18 protein-coding genes are annotated in these 15,404 nt (G+C 38.7%); 1 reads left to right on the forward strand and 17 read right to left on the reverse strand.

Going from position 1 to position 15,404, the window contains the following annotated elements:
• Nucleotides 1–11 precede the first annotated feature (11 nt).
• The 12 genes from I588_RS12735 to I588_RS12790 all read right to left on the reverse strand — a co-directional run bounded on the left by I588_RS12735 (nucleotide 12) and on the right by I588_RS12790 (nucleotide 10,952).
• Nucleotides 12–1,061: a 2-hydroxyacid dehydrogenase gene (locus tag I588_RS12735; RefSeq protein ID WP_010759157.1), complete on the reverse strand. Its 1,050-nt coding sequence runs from the start codon at nucleotides 1,059–1,061 to the stop codon at nucleotides 12–14.
• Between the two features lie 14 nt (nucleotides 1,062–1,075).
• Entirely contained in the window at nucleotides 1,076–2,494 is a 1,419-nt protein-coding gene (locus I588_RS12740; protein ID WP_010759158.1) for a PTS galactitol transporter subunit IIC, read from the reverse strand.
• A 12-nt stretch (nucleotides 2,495–2,506) separates the two neighbouring features.
• Nucleotides 2,507–2,806, reverse strand: a complete 300-nt coding sequence (locus tag I588_RS12745) for a PTS sugar transporter subunit IIB (RefSeq protein WP_010759159.1) — start codon at nucleotides 2,804–2,806, stop codon at nucleotides 2,507–2,509.
• The gene (locus I588_RS12750) at nucleotides 2,803–3,297 is read right to left on the reverse strand and encodes a PTS sugar transporter subunit IIA (protein WP_010759160.1); all 495 of its coding nucleotides are present in this window, start codon (nucleotides 3,295–3,297) and stop codon (nucleotides 2,803–2,805) included. The genes I588_RS12745 and I588_RS12750 overlap by 4 nt, the downstream gene beginning before the upstream one ends.
• A gap of 22 nt (nucleotides 3,298–3,319) precedes the next feature.
• Nucleotides 3,320–3,964, reverse strand: a complete 645-nt coding sequence (locus I588_RS12755) for an L-fuculose-phosphate aldolase (RefSeq protein ID WP_010759161.1) — start codon at nucleotides 3,962–3,964, stop codon at nucleotides 3,320–3,322.
• 414 nt (nucleotides 3,965–4,378) lie between these two features.
• The gene (locus I588_RS12760; protein ID WP_139243974.1) at nucleotides 4,379–5,608 is read right to left on the reverse strand and encodes an MFS transporter; all 1,230 of its coding nucleotides are present in this window, start codon (nucleotides 5,606–5,608) and stop codon (nucleotides 4,379–4,381) included.
• A gap of 789 nt (nucleotides 5,609–6,397) precedes the next feature.
• Nucleotides 6,398–7,144 (reverse strand): SDR family oxidoreductase, encoded by a 747-nt coding sequence (locus tag I588_RS12765; RefSeq protein WP_010759163.1) that lies wholly within the window; start codon nucleotides 7,142–7,144, stop codon nucleotides 6,398–6,400.
• Between the two features lie 24 nt (nucleotides 7,145–7,168).
• A complete protein-coding gene (locus I588_RS12770) occupies nucleotides 7,169–7,810 on the reverse strand; it encodes an NAD(P)H-binding protein (protein WP_010759164.1) in 642 nt (213 codons plus the stop codon).
• A gap of 12 nt (nucleotides 7,811–7,822) precedes the next feature.
• Nucleotides 7,823–8,119, reverse strand: coding sequence for a YciI family protein (locus tag I588_RS12775; RefSeq protein ID WP_010759165.1), 297 nt, complete (start codon nucleotides 8,117–8,119; stop codon nucleotides 7,823–7,825).
• Between the two features lie 313 nt (nucleotides 8,120–8,432).
• Complete coding sequence (locus I588_RS12780) at nucleotides 8,433–9,419, reverse strand: aldo/keto reductase (RefSeq protein WP_010759166.1); 987 nt, start codon at nucleotides 9,417–9,419, stop codon at nucleotides 8,433–8,435.
• A 65-nt stretch (nucleotides 9,420–9,484) separates the two neighbouring features.
• On the reverse strand, nucleotides 9,485–10,210 hold the full coding sequence (locus tag I588_RS12785; protein WP_010759167.1) for a dihydrofolate reductase family protein: 726 nt from the start codon (nucleotides 10,208–10,210) through the stop codon (nucleotides 9,485–9,487).
• On the reverse strand, nucleotides 10,203–10,952 hold the full coding sequence (locus I588_RS12790) for a dihydrofolate reductase family protein (protein ID WP_010759168.1): 750 nt from the start codon (nucleotides 10,950–10,952) through the stop codon (nucleotides 10,203–10,205). The genes I588_RS12785 and I588_RS12790 overlap by 8 nt, the downstream gene beginning before the upstream one ends.
• A 196-nt stretch (nucleotides 10,953–11,148) precedes the next feature.
• On the opposite strand from I588_RS12790, the gene I588_RS12795 reads away from it, so the two are divergent.
• Nucleotides 11,149–11,523, forward strand: a complete 375-nt coding sequence (locus I588_RS12795; protein WP_010759169.1) for a MerR family transcriptional regulator — start codon at nucleotides 11,149–11,151, stop codon at nucleotides 11,521–11,523.
• Between the two features lie 236 nt (nucleotides 11,524–11,759).
• Here the strand turns inward: I588_RS12795 and I588_RS12800 are convergent, their stop codons facing one another.
• The 5 genes from I588_RS12800 to I588_RS27725 form a co-directional block, all read right to left on the reverse strand.
• Nucleotides 11,760–12,107 (reverse strand): cyclophilin-like fold protein, encoded by a 348-nt coding sequence (locus I588_RS12800; RefSeq protein WP_010759170.1) that lies wholly within the window; start codon nucleotides 12,105–12,107, stop codon nucleotides 11,760–11,762.
• A 37-nt stretch (nucleotides 12,108–12,144) separates the two neighbouring features.
• Entirely contained in the window at nucleotides 12,145–13,107 is a 963-nt protein-coding gene (locus I588_RS12805) for an aldo/keto reductase (RefSeq protein WP_010759171.1), read from the reverse strand.
• Nucleotides 13,108–13,142: 35 nt separating this feature from the next.
• On the reverse strand, nucleotides 13,143–14,588 hold the full coding sequence (locus tag I588_RS12810; protein WP_010759172.1) for a 6-phospho-beta-glucosidase: 1,446 nt from the start codon (nucleotides 14,586–14,588) through the stop codon (nucleotides 13,143–13,145).
• Nucleotides 14,589–14,753: 165 nt separating this feature from the next.
• The gene (locus I588_RS28210; RefSeq protein ID WP_211219408.1) at nucleotides 14,754–14,939 is read right to left on the reverse strand and encodes a cyclophilin-like fold protein; all 186 of its coding nucleotides are present in this window, start codon (nucleotides 14,937–14,939) and stop codon (nucleotides 14,754–14,756) included.
• On the reverse strand, nucleotides 14,860–15,267 hold the full coding sequence (locus I588_RS27725; RefSeq protein WP_010759173.1) for a cyclophilin-like fold protein: 408 nt from the start codon (nucleotides 15,265–15,267) through the stop codon (nucleotides 14,860–14,862). The genes I588_RS28210 and I588_RS27725 overlap by 80 nt, the downstream gene beginning before the upstream one ends.
• Between the last annotated feature and the right edge of the window lie 137 nt (nucleotides 15,268–15,404).

The following is a 15,404-nucleotide window of genomic DNA, read 5'->3' on the forward strand; positions in this document are numbered from 1 at the left end:
TAGCTTATGAATTACCGGACTTCCATATCACTGTAGCCTTTGTCTAAATACTCATTGACTACTTTTCTTAACAAAAACGGAGACCGAGGAATAGCATCGACTGTATCGCCGGCAATATGCGGCGTTAGTGTCACATTATCTAGCTTTAGCAATGGATCTTCTGCATCAATCGGCTCTGTCCAGCTGACATCTAGTGCTGCTCCAGCAATTTTCTTGGCGGCCAATACGTCTAGTAAATCTTCTTTGCAGACTAAATCAGCTCTTGCTGTATTAATGAGATAACTGCTAGGCTTCATTAATTTCAAATAGCGGTGATTCACCATGTGCTTGGTTTCTTCTGTTACCCGCATATGCAAGGAGATAATATCGGCCTGACTAAACAGCTCCTCAAGCTCTGAAACAAACGTGACCTTCAACCCTTCCTCTTCTATTCGTTGTTGATTTACAAAGGGGTCATAGACCATTACGGGAACTTTGAGCCCATTCAGTCGTTCAATTACTTGCTTTCCAATATATCCAGCACCGGCAATCCCAACAGTTAGATTAGGCAATATTGTTTTGTAAGGATCATTTGCAAAGCTTTTCTCCCATTTGCCTGCTTTAATTGCTGCATGCGCGCGAGCAATATTGCGTGTTTCGGCATACATCAATCCAACAGTGAAATCTGCCACTGGTTCTGCATTGCGAATGACATGCAGGAAGGGAATGTTTAACTTCCTTACTGTCTCTAGATGAACATTTTCCGTTCCCCCTCGGCAGGTGCCAATCAGCTTCAGATTTTTTCCGGCCTCCAGCATCGCCTTTGATATGGGGGCATAATGGCAAAATAAATAATCTGCCTCGGCTAAATCGACTAATATCCCCGCTGGAATCTCAACTGCTTCAGGGCCACCTCGTTCAATGGCTAATATATGTTCCTGAAACTCGTCCTTGCTTAAGGTTGAATACCATTCATACACCGCGATATCCAACACTTGGTCTTTGGCAAAGGACATTTCTTTAACTGCTTCGATCAGGGTTTCACTTTTGACTAATGCATCTCCAATTACTACAACTTTCATGATCCAATACTCCTTTATACTTCTTGTTTAGTATCAACCGGCTCCAGCTCTTTAATTTCACCAGCTTGTTCTAAATAGCCCACAATACTTTCTTTTTTCATTTTTACTACGATAAACAATACAATATAGACAGCAACGGCCAAGCCAATAAATAGGGGATTTTGTGTCAGGAAAATTAGGAACAACGATCCCAAGAAATAATTTCCCAATACAACAAAGCTGGCAATCAATAATGCGCCTTCTGGGATGGACACGCCGACACTTTTAGCCACTTCGGTAAATATTGGTGCAACTGCTGTAATGATATACAGATTGACTGACAAAATAATGGTTCCCGAAATTAGGGATTTAAAAATGTTGCCTTTAGAAATCGCAATAATTGGTTGAATAATATACGGAATCGCAATCAAATCCACCATCGGTAAGGTTTCGTTTCCAGGTAAAACAATTGCTAGGATCAAAATAATTGGAATCAACAATAGACCTGTTAAGAGCGTTGCAGGTTCTCCGTAGCCGGCAGCATCATTAATTGCCAAATACCATTCTCGGCCTTTGCCGGAGCTCTTTGCGGATTTCTTGGTTGCGTCGGTAATGCTGGTGAAGGCTGAAGCAAAAATCCCAGCAATTTTAGGGAAAATAGCCATAATAGCTGCGGTTGCGATTCCTACACTAGCGATTTCACCCCATGCAGCCAGCTCGCTTAAGCGCATAAAATTCCCCGCCATACCTAACAGTAAACCTAGAACTAATCCAAGCGTTACTGGTTCACCTAAGAAGCCTAAACGTTTTTGGACATTTTCTGGGTTCCATTTGATCTTGTCAGCCCCCAGCTTGTTCAAAATCCAATCCATGACAATTGCATATGGCACCTGAGTCACATCATGTGGCGCTGAAATCGTGGTTCCTGGATAACCATAATAATTGCTCCAACGTTTCGCCACAACTTCTGTAAACAATAGTGTAAATAGATTTGCTAACAGCATTAAGCCGATGGATAAGATTAGATTGTTCGTTACAATATACAGCATGGATCCCCAAAGCATGAATGAATAGTTGTTCCATAAATCCGACGCCATAAAAATATTGGTGAATTTTAATAGGAAAAGCAGAACTTGGATTAATAAACCTACACCTAAGAAGATCATTCCCACTTGGGTAGAGTAAGCCACCACGCTCGTTGCCTGCCAGCCGGTATCTAAAATCCGCAGGTTCACTCCGGTATGTTCTACCATCCGGTTCACCACTGGAGTTACAATAGGAGTATAAGCACCAATCAACATATTGAAGCCGGTCAACCCGATGCCGGCATTTAAAGCCGCTTGAAAGGCTCGCTTAGGTTTTACCTTTAAGAACATGGCAATAATGAAAATGACAAATGGAACGACAATCGATGCACCAAATGCGTCCATAACGCTCGACAATACTTGTAACATGGTTATTCCCCCTTAGCCTACTAAATCTTTAGCGGTTTCTAACAGCTCTTCAATAAATTCTTCTTCTCCCATTCCGGTTAAGAATCCTACTGCGTTGATGGTTGGAATCTCATAGGTGCTAATTAAAGGACTTGTATGAACAATCATGTCAAAGGTGCCACTGCTTAATACGCCATCTACTCCACCAGGATTCACTTCTACAGTTTTTGCGTTAAATCCATTATCTTCTAATAGATCCTTTACCTTGTTGGCAATCATTGAACTGGTTACTGTACCTGACCCACACACTGAAACAATATTTAATGTTCTCATTCTTTTTCTCCCCCGATATCGTCTATTTGTTTTCTTAGCAATTCAAAAAGTTCCTTCTCTGTCTCTGCCTCAATTAGTTGATCCATCATCGTCTCGTCATTGAATATTTTCATTAATGTTTGTAATAAAGCCAGCTGCATATCATTCTTGCTGAACCCTAAAATGAAGATTAATTTGGGATGAACCAGTACCCCATTTTCTGGGAATGTCCCCATTTGATGAAAGGCGATCTTCGTTTTGGGCTTCAAAACATAAACAAATGGTTCTTTGACAAAAACTGCGTCTGTATGAGGAATGGCGACGTCCACTGTTTTGGTCGCCAACCCGGTCGGAAACGCGTGTTCTCTTTTTTGAAGCTGCTGCCCGTATTCCTGTACTACATATCCTTTACTAAATAAAACGTCCGATATCCTCATAAAAAGATCCGTGCAGCTGGCTGCTTCAACTGATAAATCAACTAAGTCCTCTCTCAAAATATCCTTTACGTTCAACGTCATCCTCCACCTAACTACACTATTTTTGACCGTATGATTTAAACTTCTCAAGCATAAACGCCACTTCAGCATCGTCTAAAATCACTGGATTGCCTACTGATTTTGCGCGCCAATAAACTTCCGCCATTCGTTCTGTTTCCTCTGCAATTGAAAAAGCATTGGGTAAATCATAGGAAGCAGCCAGTAATCCATGGTTCGCCAGGAAACACGCATAGCGATCTTCCATTGCCTTAAAGGTACTTTCTGCCAGCTCCCAAGTACCAAAGGATGCATACTCGGCACAGCGGACCTCCTTGCCGCCAGCAATAGCAATATAATAGTTCGATGCTGGTAAATCCCAGCGTAAAGTAGCCATCGTCGTACTAAACGGTGAATGGGTATGGACAACAGAACGGATATCTGGTCGGCGCATATAATAAATCCGATGCATGTCTAGTTCACTGGAAGGTTTACGTTCACTATCAACAATTTCACCCGATAATTTAGTCACGACCACATCTTCAGGTAACGTTTCAAAATAATCAATCCCACTTGGACTAATGGCCATTAAATCGAGTTCTGGATCATAAATACTGATATTTCCGCCTGTTCCTTTGGTTAATCCACTGGTAATCAACCGTTTCCCATATTCGACGATCTGTTTTCTCTGCTGTTCCATTAACATTTCTTACTCCTCCTTTGTGTATCAATAGTCTATTAGAAATCGACTTGCTTTTGAATACGATTTCAAACCAAATATAAACAAAATGGACGGATTCACTGGTACGTTCTTCTGATCGATTATAAAAAAAACGCGAGGAGTAAGCTTTTATTTGTCCATAAATAGACTTTAGATAATGTCGCAACTGGTTCCTTAAATCACACCATTATTTCAGCAAAAAAAAAATTCCACATTCCTCTCCGTAAAGGGAATGTGAAATTTCTTCTACTGGTTATTCAAGTTTCGTACAACAATTTCGGCAAGTAAGCCTTAATATAATCAGGCAAACTCGCAATCCGTTGAGTGAAATGGCTTTTAATTAAATGTTTATCATTGGCAACTCTCATAAAATAGAAAGTCCCACATCAAACAATCTTCTTAATCTGAACTATCAAGTATACTTTTTTCTTGTAGCTGTTTATCGTAATCTCTTGCTGGCGCAATTAACCAATTGATAATGGCACATAAGATAATGCCCAGTCCTGCAATGACAAAAACATTTTCTACACCAATCAGATCTGCAATTGGACCTGTGAAAATCAAGCCCAATGATGCTAATAAACTTAACAAGGCCATTACTACACCCATGATTCGTCCAATCTGATTGACTGGAAAGCTCTGCTGGATCATTGCCATTAATAAGCTATCAAAAAATGGCGCAGCTATTCCAGTTAAAGCACTTAAAACGATAAACCAAATCAATCCCGTTTTATTTGAAGGTAACAGACCACTAGCTGCAAACGTGATACCAATCACTAGGTAAGAAAATAGTAATGGCTTCATTCGATCCTTCCAGTTTCCAAATACTCCAATAATTGACCCCCCCACCAACATGCCGACAGAATAAATCATTTGAACCAATCCTGCATCACTGACAGTGCCATCAAAATAGCCCATCGTCATTAAAGGATACATGCTGGCGGCTGGCATAATAAAGATGGAAGACAGAGCGCCAATCAGCACAATGATCCATAGGCCACTTTTACTTCGCAGGTCTCTGATCCCTTGTTTGGTCTCTTCCAGTGCGAGCGTATTTCCGAAATGCTCCGAGGTTTTCGGTATTTTTACAAAAATCAACAACAGCAGACCTAATACTGCACCTAAAACGTCCAAAAGTAATAATAGATGCAACGGCATAATCGCAAAAAGAAACGCACCAATTCCTGGAGCAATGATTCGATTGGCGGATTGAACCATGCCTAATTGCCCATTCACTTTAGTCAATTCTTCTCTTGGCGCAATGGTTGGTAGAATTGCTAAAATCGTTGGTGTTTGAAATGTTTGCGTCACCGCTCGAACAAATAGAGAAACAAAAATCAGCCAAAACGGGAATGTTCCGGTAACGATTCCGGTAACAGATAGAATAATCGCGAATAAAGCCGCAATTAAATCTGGAATAATTAACAGTCCCTTTTTATTCAAGCGATCCACATATGGACCCACGAAAGGACTCAGAACAATCATAGGCAGCATGCCTAATAATGTCGCAAAGCTCAGCATAGTTGCGGACTTCGTTTGTTCAGTAAGATACCAGATGATCGCATACTGAACGGTCATACTGGTGATACCAGTTAAAAATTGACTCATTAAAAACATTTGAACATTCATGCGCCATTGACGCTTCGTGTTACTTTTTTCCAAGGTGAAACCCTCCTAAAATTGAAAATCGGATTCGCCTTCACGCAAGTATAATCGATGGTTCGATTGATACCGTTATTGTTGGATGTCTAAAGGAATGCAGTCAAATAAAGCACGCAAAAAGCTAGGATTTCTCCTAGCTCTCAATGGTATTATTCAACTGACACTCGGTGTAAGCAAGTTCATATGAATGATGATTGAGAATGTAAGAATATCTATAGACACGCCAAATAAATGCTTGCTTATCGGCTATTAAATTCATCTAGATAGACATTGTTACGCTCAAAAATACAACCCCGTTCATAAATAAACTTTGCTTAACTCTTAAATTCTTCTCAGTAACTATACTATAATTTCTTTTTCAATGTCAAGGTGAGCTACTAAGTGGTATCTGTTTTCTGTTACTTTTAAAGTTTTTCGTCTTTTTATATAACAGGTATTGCCGTCAGAATTGGATAAGTGAATTTTTTATTGCATACTTCACTTTCGGATGAGAGATGAAAAATAAATAGAGAAAAAAGCTAGAGGCCATGATCAACGGCTTCTAGCTTTAGCGTTTAGTTTATTCGTCAGATCCTTCAAATTACAGTCTTTAATATTAATGATAATTCTGATGACTATTGAGTGAATTTGTATTCATCAATATATGTTTTCATCCATTATTTATCGTACTGGTAGTCGAATTTTAAACTTTGCTGCTTTTCTAGTCTCACTAGTTCATTCGGTGTTAGAGTTGTCGTTCTTTACTTTTTACGATATTTACCATGGTTGTTTCGTTGGACCAACAGTAAACTCATTGACATTCGTATCCTCTGGTTGGTCAATGGCAAACGCTACGATATTAGCAATACTTTCAGGTCCGATCTGATATTTATCATAAGTTGCAGACATTCCTTTTTCAGTCTCAGTATCGGTAATGGTATCTAGCAATTCTGTTTGAATTGCTGCAGGATAGATTGTTGCTGTCCGAATATTCGAACCTTCTTGAGCTGATTCCATGCGCAAGACTTCCATTAAATCCCGTACTGCCCATTTTGTTGCACCATATACAGCTCCGCCCGGATAGGCTTTTAAGCCAGCGACAGATGATGTAGTGATAACATGACCTGATTTTTGTTCTTTAAAAGTTGGTAGCACCGAAGCAATTCCATTTAAAACACCTTTCAAATTGACATCGACCATCCGGTCCCATTCATCTGTCTTAAGTGCTGATAATGGTGAGTTCGGCATTAGGCCCGCATTTAAGAAAATCACATCGACTTTTCCAAAGGTATCTTTTGCTAATTTTACCAGCGCGTTATTCTCTTCCGGAATGGTTACATCCGTGACCTGATAAACAGCTTCTCCACCATTTTCTTTGATTTGATCAGCCAACTCTTTTAATTTGGCTTCACGTCTAGCGCCAAGAACAAGCTTCGCGCCTTTTTCCGCAAGCAAATTAGCTGTCGCTTTACCAATTCCGCTTGAAGCACCTGTAATCACAACGACTTTATTTTTGATAGCCATAAAATATTTCTCCTTTTTCGTTTTCTACATCCAACTTGGTTTGTCACCATCTGTGTTTGGTTTATTCAAACCAATACTCTTATTTACATATGAATCTGGTTGATTCAAAATAGTAAATACGAATTCTGCAACGCTTTTTCTTGATACTTCAGTCCCTTTAAACGGTTCATCTACCTGAGTGGTTTCATAATCAATTTCATCCTTATTCGTTAGCCAAGCAGGACGAATTTCTGTATATTCTAATCCGGATTTTTCTACCAAGTCAGCGGATTTTCTAAAGCCAGGCAAATAGTCTTTTATTGCTTGTTCATTCCACTCGCCATACTTACCAGGAACCTCATGATGAGCACCTAAAGAACTTATATAAATAAACCGTTTAATGTTTAATTTCTTCATGCTTGAAAGAACTTGATTGATTTGTTCGTCTAAATCAGTACCACCTAAATTTGAATAAACAATATCAACATTTTTCATTGCCTCAAGTAGTGTTTGCGCGTCATAGACATTTCCATCGACTAATTGCACGCGGTCATTGTTTTTATATTGATGTAACCGATCTGCATTTCTTAAAAACAAGATCAATTGATGATCTGTCTCATTTACTAGTTTTTCTGTAACTAATCGTGCCATTGCTCCATTTGCACCGAGAATCATAATTTTACTCATTGATTATTCCCCCTATTTACCTTCAAACAAAGTAATGTCTTTGGATATTCTAGATAGTACGTACTCGTTTACTTCATAGATAGCACCATTTGGAAAGTAAACATCCTCTGAAAGAATTTGATCTAGTTCTTCACGGCTTTCAACTTGCGCAAGAATAACTCCGGAGAGTTCATGGGTTTTTGATGGTCCAACCATCAAGAACTTTCCTTCATCAAAATATTTTCCAAACCAATGTTGGTGTTGCTTCAAGCGTTCCGTTGCTGATTGATTTGAAAATTTTTCCTTAATAGAAACATTGATTAAGTACATCTTTTCTCTCCCTTTTGTTGTGCTATCAACAGTTGATTTTTTGTTACATTATTCATTTTAAAGCTTAACCTTTAGATTAAGTCAATCCATAAAACTCAAATAGAAGAGATTGTTTTTTTAAAGAGGTTCATCTTTTTCTATTGGTCTAACCTTTGTCCTAAACGCTAAAGTGATACAACTATTGAATCAAACAGCCGCAACCATAGTCGAATATTTTTCATTAGTACTGACTGATATATGCGCTAGAAAAAGAAGAGCTTAGACTGCTGTATGTCAAAGCTCTCCTTTAATTATGCCTGTCATTTACTCGTCATTACCACGCGTATGCTTGTGGTGCCTCGCCCCCAGGTCCAGGCCAGATTTCGTCCAATCTTTGCATTGTTTCCTCTGAAAGTGTCACCTCTAAAGCACGAAGACTTTGCTCTAACTGCTTAACGGTTCTTGGTCCAATGATCGGTGCATTAACCACCGGATTTTGTAATAACCAGGCTAATGCAACCACAGAAGGCTCCTCACCAATTTCTTGACATAATTTTTCATATCGCTCCAATTGATCCAAATGCTGTTCTCGTTGTTTTTTCAATCCTTCAGTCTGACGACGACCTCCTTTTGATTGATCAAAATCACCAGACAATAGTCCCATTCCGATCGGACTCCACGGGATCAAACCAATATTGAAATATCGCAATGCTGGTATAACTTCAAGTTCAATAGCACGATTACTAAGGTTGTATAGACTTTGCTCAGAAGACAAGCCCAGAAAATGTCGAGCATCAGCTTTACTTTGTGCTGTCGCGATATCCCAACCAGCGAAGTTACTACTACCGACATAACTAATTTTTCCTTCACGAACGAGCTGCTCCATTCCTTGCCAAATTTCTTCCCATGTTGTGTTGCGATCCACATGGTGCATTTGATATAAATCGATATGGTCAGTCTGAAGCCGCTTTAAGCTTGCATCAATGGCTCTACGAATATGATACATGGACAATCCACGATCATTTGGACCGGTCTCCATCGGTTGATACAATTTTGTTGCCAAGACGATTTTATCCCGTCGGTTTCCTTGAGCCAGCCATCGACCAATAATTTCTTCTGAAGTTCCAAATCCTTTTTCCATGTCAGGCTTTTGAGGGCCGCCGTATACATCAGCTGTATCAAAAACATTGATGCCTGCCTCTAACGCTCGATCCATAATTTTGAAGGCTGTTTCTTCATCAGTCAATTCCCCAAAATTCATCGTCCCTAAGATTAGTCGGCTTACTTTTAGACCCGTTCTTCCTAAATTTCTATATTCCATTGTTTGTTCCTCCAATTCGTTTTATTGCTTAGCTTCCGTACTATTTGTTTTGCTGTCTCTAATAGCTATACAGGATTTTTAACTTTATACCTCAACCAAACCCCATTATTCTCACGCTCTTCAACGTTTTCCAATGAAAAAGCAACAGGAATATCTTGGCTGACACCTTCCTTTGTTTGAAAAATCGCATGCGTTTCTGAAGAACCGTCAGCAAATGGGGCTATTAACATACTAACTTCATCGCAAACTCCTGCTTGAATGAATGACCAATTTAAAACGCCGCCACCCCCAAGCATTAACGTTTGGATACCGAATTTTTCTTTCAGTTTATTTAACAATAAATCGATATCAAGTTCTTTTTCTCCAGCGATCACATAGGAAATATTTAACTGTCGTAAAAAGGCTTTATAGGCTTCACTGGCTTTTTCCGTTAATACTTCAATAATGTGCGCTTCCGTGTCTCTATATTGAACCCTATTCGTTTCCCAGCCTAATTTTCCGGCAGTATCAATGGACACATAGTATTTATGATCCGTCTCGACAATGTAATCCCCTGCAGGAACATTCGCATCCAGACGATCAAGTTTCGGCGCCTTTCCTTTCGTGAAAGCAGCTTCTGATGTTGCACGCCCCGATAGCCATCCATCCGTTGCATAATAGGCTTCTTTCCCAAATGCGATATTATAGAAATCTAATGCGTTCTTTCCTCTTTCGGAAAATGATTTGTGTGTTCCGTCGATTTTTCCGTCAATCGACGTAATCATGTGACAAAAAATATAAGGTCTATTCATTATTTTGCTCCTTTACTAAATTATTGTTCACACTGTATCTAAGCCATAAAGTCCCACCATCTAAGACTTTGGCTGAATTAAGAGTAAAACCGATTGGACGAGAACCTCCAGTAAAGGATGAATTGAACAGTGCTGTATCATTTGCATCACCGTCAACAGCAGGAGCTACAATCAGACTAATTTCATCAATCAATCCAGCCTCAAGAAAACTCCAGTTCAAGATACCTCCACCGCCTAATAATAGATTTTTTAAGCCGAAAATCGATGAAAGTTTTTTAAGAACCATGGGGATATCAATTTCTTCTTTTCCCGCAATAATATAAGGAATTTCTTTTTCTCTTAGAAACGCTTTATAGAGATCGGAAGCCTGCTCAGTTAAGACTTCAATGACATAGGCTTCTTCATTGGCATACGCTGTTTTGTTGTCTTGCCAGTTCAGCTTCCCTTTTCTGTCAAAAGCGATGAAGTATTTGTTTTTCCCTTTATTAATAATGAAATCGCCTGTTGGAACTGCTTCTACCTCTTTTTTTAAGATTGGCGTATTGTGATTGGTGAACTCCATTGCAGTGGTACTCCCATAAATCCAACCTTGAAAATGAAAGCTATCCGGATGATCATCTTTAAATCCGATTGATTTAAACAAGTCACTTGCCGGCTTGCATTCCTTTGCCTTAGAATAACTGCCAGTAATTTTTCCGTCGACCGATGTGAAAATGTGTAGTGTTACTTTGGCTTTATCCATCAAATCTACCTCCTAGAAATTCTTTTTTCCATGCAATTGAACGAATCAGATTCACTTACCTTCTTCTAACATGATCTTAGACCTTTACCTTTAGATTAAGTCAAGGGATAAACCTAAATAAGGTGAAAAATCAGTTGACTTAACCTCAAGATTAAGAAGTACTATAAAGAAAAATGGATAATAAAGGAGAATTACTATGGATATTTTGACTGCAGCTGAGGTAACAAATGTGCCGCCCTCAATGTTAAGGTACTATGAAAGAATTGGCTTCATCCCGCCAATCAAAAGAAACAAAAGCGGTGGGAGAATCTATACAGATAAAGATATCGAATGGATTAAGTTTATCCAGTGCATGAGACAGGCTGGTCTAAATACAGAGTCGCTGATTGATTATACAAGGTTATGTAATGAAGGTGACAATACTTTGTTAGGCCGTATCGAAATTTTGGTTGAGGAAAAAGAAAACCTTATCCACAAATGTGATAAAATAAACGAAACCGTCAAGGAGTTAAATCTTCGAATCGAAGAGTATAAAAAGAATTGGAAGCAAAATCATAAGGCTGTGACATAAAACTTCACAGCCTCTTCATAACGAATAATCGGTGTAACTGAAGCAACACTTTCGAAAAATGAGGAGAGTAGTCACAAAAATATGAAAAGCTCCAGATAGATACTGTTTGACACCAACCTATTCGCTGTGCCTCTCAGCAATTTCCGGATTATTTCTCGGAGTTGAACGCTTTGTTACAACCGCTATCCTCCACTAATACGTCAAATGTAGCCAGACAATTTTAAACATACAAGCTGCTATTTTTCTACTTTTTCTATTTCGATAATTCCTGATAATGATTCAATCAACTCTTTACCCGAGACTGCTTCACCCAGCTCATAAAGCCCAGAACCCTTCCCAAAGTGATCATAGAACATGACTACATCTGCCCATGGTGCATAATAAGCCAAGGTTCCTTTTTTTGCATTCGCCATAGGAGTATTTTTAACGTTTAAGCTCTCTGGTGGATAAAATACTTTTTCATTCGTACTAAAATTTTTAACATTGATTGTTAATGGCAGCTGATTGTATAAATCCAAAGCCGCTGAACTATCATTCAAATCAAATAAAATTTTCTTGCCATTTCCACTAACGCTAATTCTCATAAATGATTCCTCCAAAAATAAATAGTTTTCTGTTGGCTTATTGGTTCATTGGTTTTTCCCAATCGCCTCGAATTTCAACATTGCTTGCTGAAGCTGCTGCTTCTAATTGCACTATTTCCTCTTTACTTAATGTTAAAGAGCTTGCCTGGTACGCATCTTCAACTTGAGCCACTTTCGTAACACCAATTATTGGGATCGTATTTTTTGCAATAGCCCATGCAATTGCAATCTGAGCCACATTCACATTTTTCCTCAAACCAATTTCCTTCATGAGCGTAATCAATGGCTCTAGCTTTTCCAGAGTTCTCGGCGGGAAAGCATTCCCTCTGCGTGATTCAGCAGGCATAGGATGTTTCTTACTATATTTTTCGGTCAATGCGCCTTGCTCCAAGACCATATAGGAGAAGAATAAAATTTCATTTTTCTCACAGTATTCCAAAATCCCTGCCTTTTCTGATGCGCGATAGAGCAAGCTATAATGGTTTTGTACTGCCGAAAGGGTTATGTCTTCCTTAGCCAAAATTTCAGCTGCTAGTTTAATTTCCTGTAAGTTATGATTTGAAACACCAATATGCTTAATCTTTCCTTTTTTCAATAAAGGAATCATCTTTTCAGTCCATTTACTGACATCCAACGGATTATGAATCCAATATATATCAATAAAAGGTACTTCTAATCGTTCTAAACTACCGTCAATCATTGTTTCTACCGCATGATCATCTTTGGCTAACTGAGGCGTAAACTTTGTTGAAATTAAGATACCTTCTGCTTCCTTTACAAATTTTCCAAGAATCGCTTCAGAAGCATTCAACCCGTATACAGCTGCAGTGTCCCAGAGTACTAAACCTTTATCTACAGCTGCCTCAAAAACAGGTCTTAACTCTTTTTCGCTAAGCTGATTACCAAAAATCTCATCACCCCCACGATAACCAGTTCCCCATGACCAGGTTCCCAATGCAATTTTAGGCAGAGTTTCTTTATCCAGTTTTGGATTTGACATATCTTCACTTCCTTTATTATGCTAATTTCTACTATTTAGTAATCAAGCTGATCGCTACTTAAATTTTCACCATTCGATTCAATTACTTGTTTGTACCAATAGAAGGATTTTTTCTTAGAGCGCTCGAATGTCCCCTTTCCTTGATCATCACGATCAACATAGATAAATCCATAACGCTTACTCATTTGACCTGAACCTGCAGAAACCAGATCAATACACCCCCACGAGGTATAACCTAATAAATCAACACCGTCAATTTCTACTGCATCCTTCAGTGCTTTGATATGTTGGCGAATGTAGTCAATTCGATATTCATCATCGATTTGTCCATTCTCATCTAGGACATCCACTGCACCTAAACCATTTTCGACAATAAATAATGGTTTTTGGTAGCGATCGTACATTTGATTTAGTGCACTGCGCAGTCCCATCGGATCAATTTGCCAACCCCATTCAGAGGCAGGAAGATAGGGGTTCTTGATCGATCCAAAAAAGTTTCCGGTTGTTTGCTCCGCCTCTTCAGGATGCGTACTAACAGTTCTTGAAGCATAATAAGAAAATGAGATAAAATCTACGACTGAATCAGCTAAAATCTGATCATCGCCTTCTTCCATCACCACATGAATATTTTCTCTTTCAAATTTCTTTAAGGCATAATTTGGATATTTCCCTCTAGCTTGAACATCGATGAAGAAATAGCCTTCGCGATCTTGAGTCAGCGCCTCAAAATAGTCTTCTGGTCGGCACGAATACGGATAGGCGTTCCCTCCCGCTAACATACATCCGACTTGAATATTTGGATCAATTTCATGGGCCTTTTTTGTCGCTAATGCACTGGCGACTAACTGATGGTGCGCTGCTTGGTACATGACTTCTTTTTGGTTTTCATTTTCTTCAAAAACGATTCCCCCACCGACAAAAGGCATGTGAAGCATAATATTGATCTCATTGACTGTAAGCCAATACTTAACAAGACCTTTGTATCTCCTTAAAATCGTTTCTGCATATCTCACATAAAAATCGATCATTTTTCGATTTCTCCAGGCCCCATACTCTTTGATTAAGTGAAGTGGCACATCAAAATGGGCAATAGTCACCAAAGGTTCAATTCCATATTTTTTCAGCTCTTTGAATATATTTTCATAGAACTTTAACCCTTCTTCATTAGGTGTTTCATCATCTCCATTTGGAAAGATTCTGGTCCAGGAAATTGACATTCGATAAACTTTAAAACCCATTTCAGCAAATAATTTAATGTCATCCATATAACGGTGGTACATATCGATTGCTTCAACAGCTGGATAGAAATAGCCTGCTTCTCTGGAAAGCATCTTCTTTCTTCCTTCTAATACATCTAATCTATCTTCACCATGAGGGGCAAAATCGATATTTGAAGGCCCTCGACCACCTTCAGATACCCCACCTTCGCATTGATTTGCTGCTGTTGCGCCGCCCCATAAAAAATTTTGATCTAAACTCATGAAGCACTTCCTCCGTTCATTCTTTTAAAAAAGTTTAGCACTTAACCCGCAGATTAAGTCAACACTCATTGCCAGAGTTTCTTATTAAAAATCCAATTTGATATTAGTTGTAGATTAACTACTAGATACTACTATCAAATCTGTTTACCAGCTTTTTCATCATTATTATTTTTTGAAAGTTACCTCAAATGATGCTCCTTGATTTGTCAGCATGTCGCTGCCCTCATCAATTTTTCCTAAATTGACCAGCCCTTGTCCATAACCGAAATCTTTATAAAAAATTGCCAAATTCCCCCATGGTGCATAGAAGGAAATATCTCCTTTTTTTTGCGTCCGTTCCTGCAGGAGCATCTGAGGTGTCAAGCTCCTTAGGAAGATCTGCAATTTTTTCAGTTTGATTATAGTCTTCTAAATTTAATGTCAGTGGAAGCAACTTGTAAAAATCTTTTGCTGCCTGGCTGTCATTCAATGTAACCAGATAATTTTGATTATCGATCGACATTGTAACTTTCATTTCACTAGTTTCCTTCATGCTATAGCTTTCTGCTACACTATCGGATGAATTGGTCCTAGTAGTATATGTGCCTCTATTTTCTGATGTTGTATCCGTCTCATCACTACTAGTTGAATCACATCCTCCTAACAATACGATTAGTAAAAAAGCTAAAAATATTTTCATAAGTCCACCCTCCTTGTAATTTTTTTCGAATATTCCATTTATTCTTCAGATAAAGTTCTATCGTTAACATGTAAATCTAGTTATTATTTTTTTATTCAAGCCTGCTGTACTTAAAACTCCTTTTGGTTAAGCTACGG

Origin of the sequence: Enterococcus pallens ATCC BAA-351, assembly GCF_000407485.1 — a bacterium.
Classification (GTDB): Bacteria; Bacillota; Bacilli; order Lactobacillales; family Enterococcaceae; genus Enterococcus_A; species Enterococcus_A pallens.

Excerpts from the sequence above, each read along its gene's own strand:
- I588_RS12755 (WP_010759161.1), bottom strand. The coding sequence starts at position 3,964 with ATGTTAATGGAACAGCAGAGAAAACAGATCGTCGAATATGGGAAACGG.
- I588_RS12800 (WP_010759170.1), bottom strand. The coding sequence starts at position 12,107 with ATGAGAATTAGCGTTAGTGGAAATGGCAAGAAAATTTTATTTGATTTG.
- I588_RS12745 (WP_010759159.1), bottom strand. The coding sequence starts at position 2,806 with ATGAGAACATTAAATATTGTTTCAGTGTGTGGGTCAGGTACAGTAACC.
- I588_RS12810 (WP_010759172.1), bottom strand. The coding sequence starts at position 14,588 with ATGAGTTTAGATCAAAATTTTTTATGGGGCGGCGCAACAGCAGCAAAT.
- I588_RS12785 (WP_010759167.1), bottom strand. The coding sequence starts at position 10,210 with ATGAATAGACCTTATATTTTTTGTCACATGATTACGTCGATTGACGGA.
- I588_RS12795 (WP_010759169.1), top strand. The coding sequence starts at position 11,149 with ATGGATATTTTGACTGCAGCTGAGGTAACAAATGTGCCGCCCTCAATG.
- I588_RS12770 (WP_010759164.1), bottom strand. The coding sequence starts at position 7,810 with ATGAGTAAAATTATGATTCTCGGTGCAAATGGAGCAATGGCACGATTA.
- I588_RS12775 (WP_010759165.1), bottom strand. The coding sequence starts at position 8,119 with ATGTACTTAATCAATGTTTCTATTAAGGAAAAATTTTCAAATCAATCA.
- I588_RS12760 (WP_139243974.1), bottom strand. The coding sequence starts at position 5,608 with ATGAATGTTCAAATGTTTTTAATGAGTCAATTTTTAACTGGTATCACC.
- I588_RS12805 (WP_010759171.1), bottom strand. The coding sequence starts at position 13,107 with ATGTCAAATCCAAAACTGGATAAAGAAACTCTGCCTAAAATTGCATTG.
- I588_RS12765 (WP_010759163.1), bottom strand. The coding sequence starts at position 7,144 with ATGGCTATCAAAAATAAAGTCGTTGTGATTACAGGTGCTTCAAGCGGA.
- I588_RS12735 (WP_010759157.1), bottom strand. The coding sequence starts at position 1,061 with ATGAAAGTTGTAGTAATTGGAGATGCATTAGTCAAAAGTGAAACCCTG.
- I588_RS12780 (WP_010759166.1), bottom strand. The coding sequence starts at position 9,419 with ATGGAATATAGAAATTTAGGAAGAACGGGTCTAAAAGTAAGCCGACTA.
- I588_RS12790 (WP_010759168.1), bottom strand. The coding sequence starts at position 10,952 with ATGGATAAAGCCAAAGTAACACTACACATTTTCACATCGGTCGACGGA.
- I588_RS28210 (WP_211219408.1), bottom strand. The coding sequence starts at position 14,939 with ATGCTCCTGCAGGAACGGACGCAAAAAAAAGGAGATATTTCCTTCTAT.
- I588_RS27725 (WP_010759173.1), bottom strand. The coding sequence starts at position 15,267 with ATGAAAATATTTTTAGCTTTTTTACTAATCGTATTGTTAGGAGGATGT.
- I588_RS12740 (WP_010759158.1), bottom strand. The coding sequence starts at position 2,494 with ATGTTACAAGTATTGTCGAGCGTTATGGACGCATTTGGTGCATCGATT.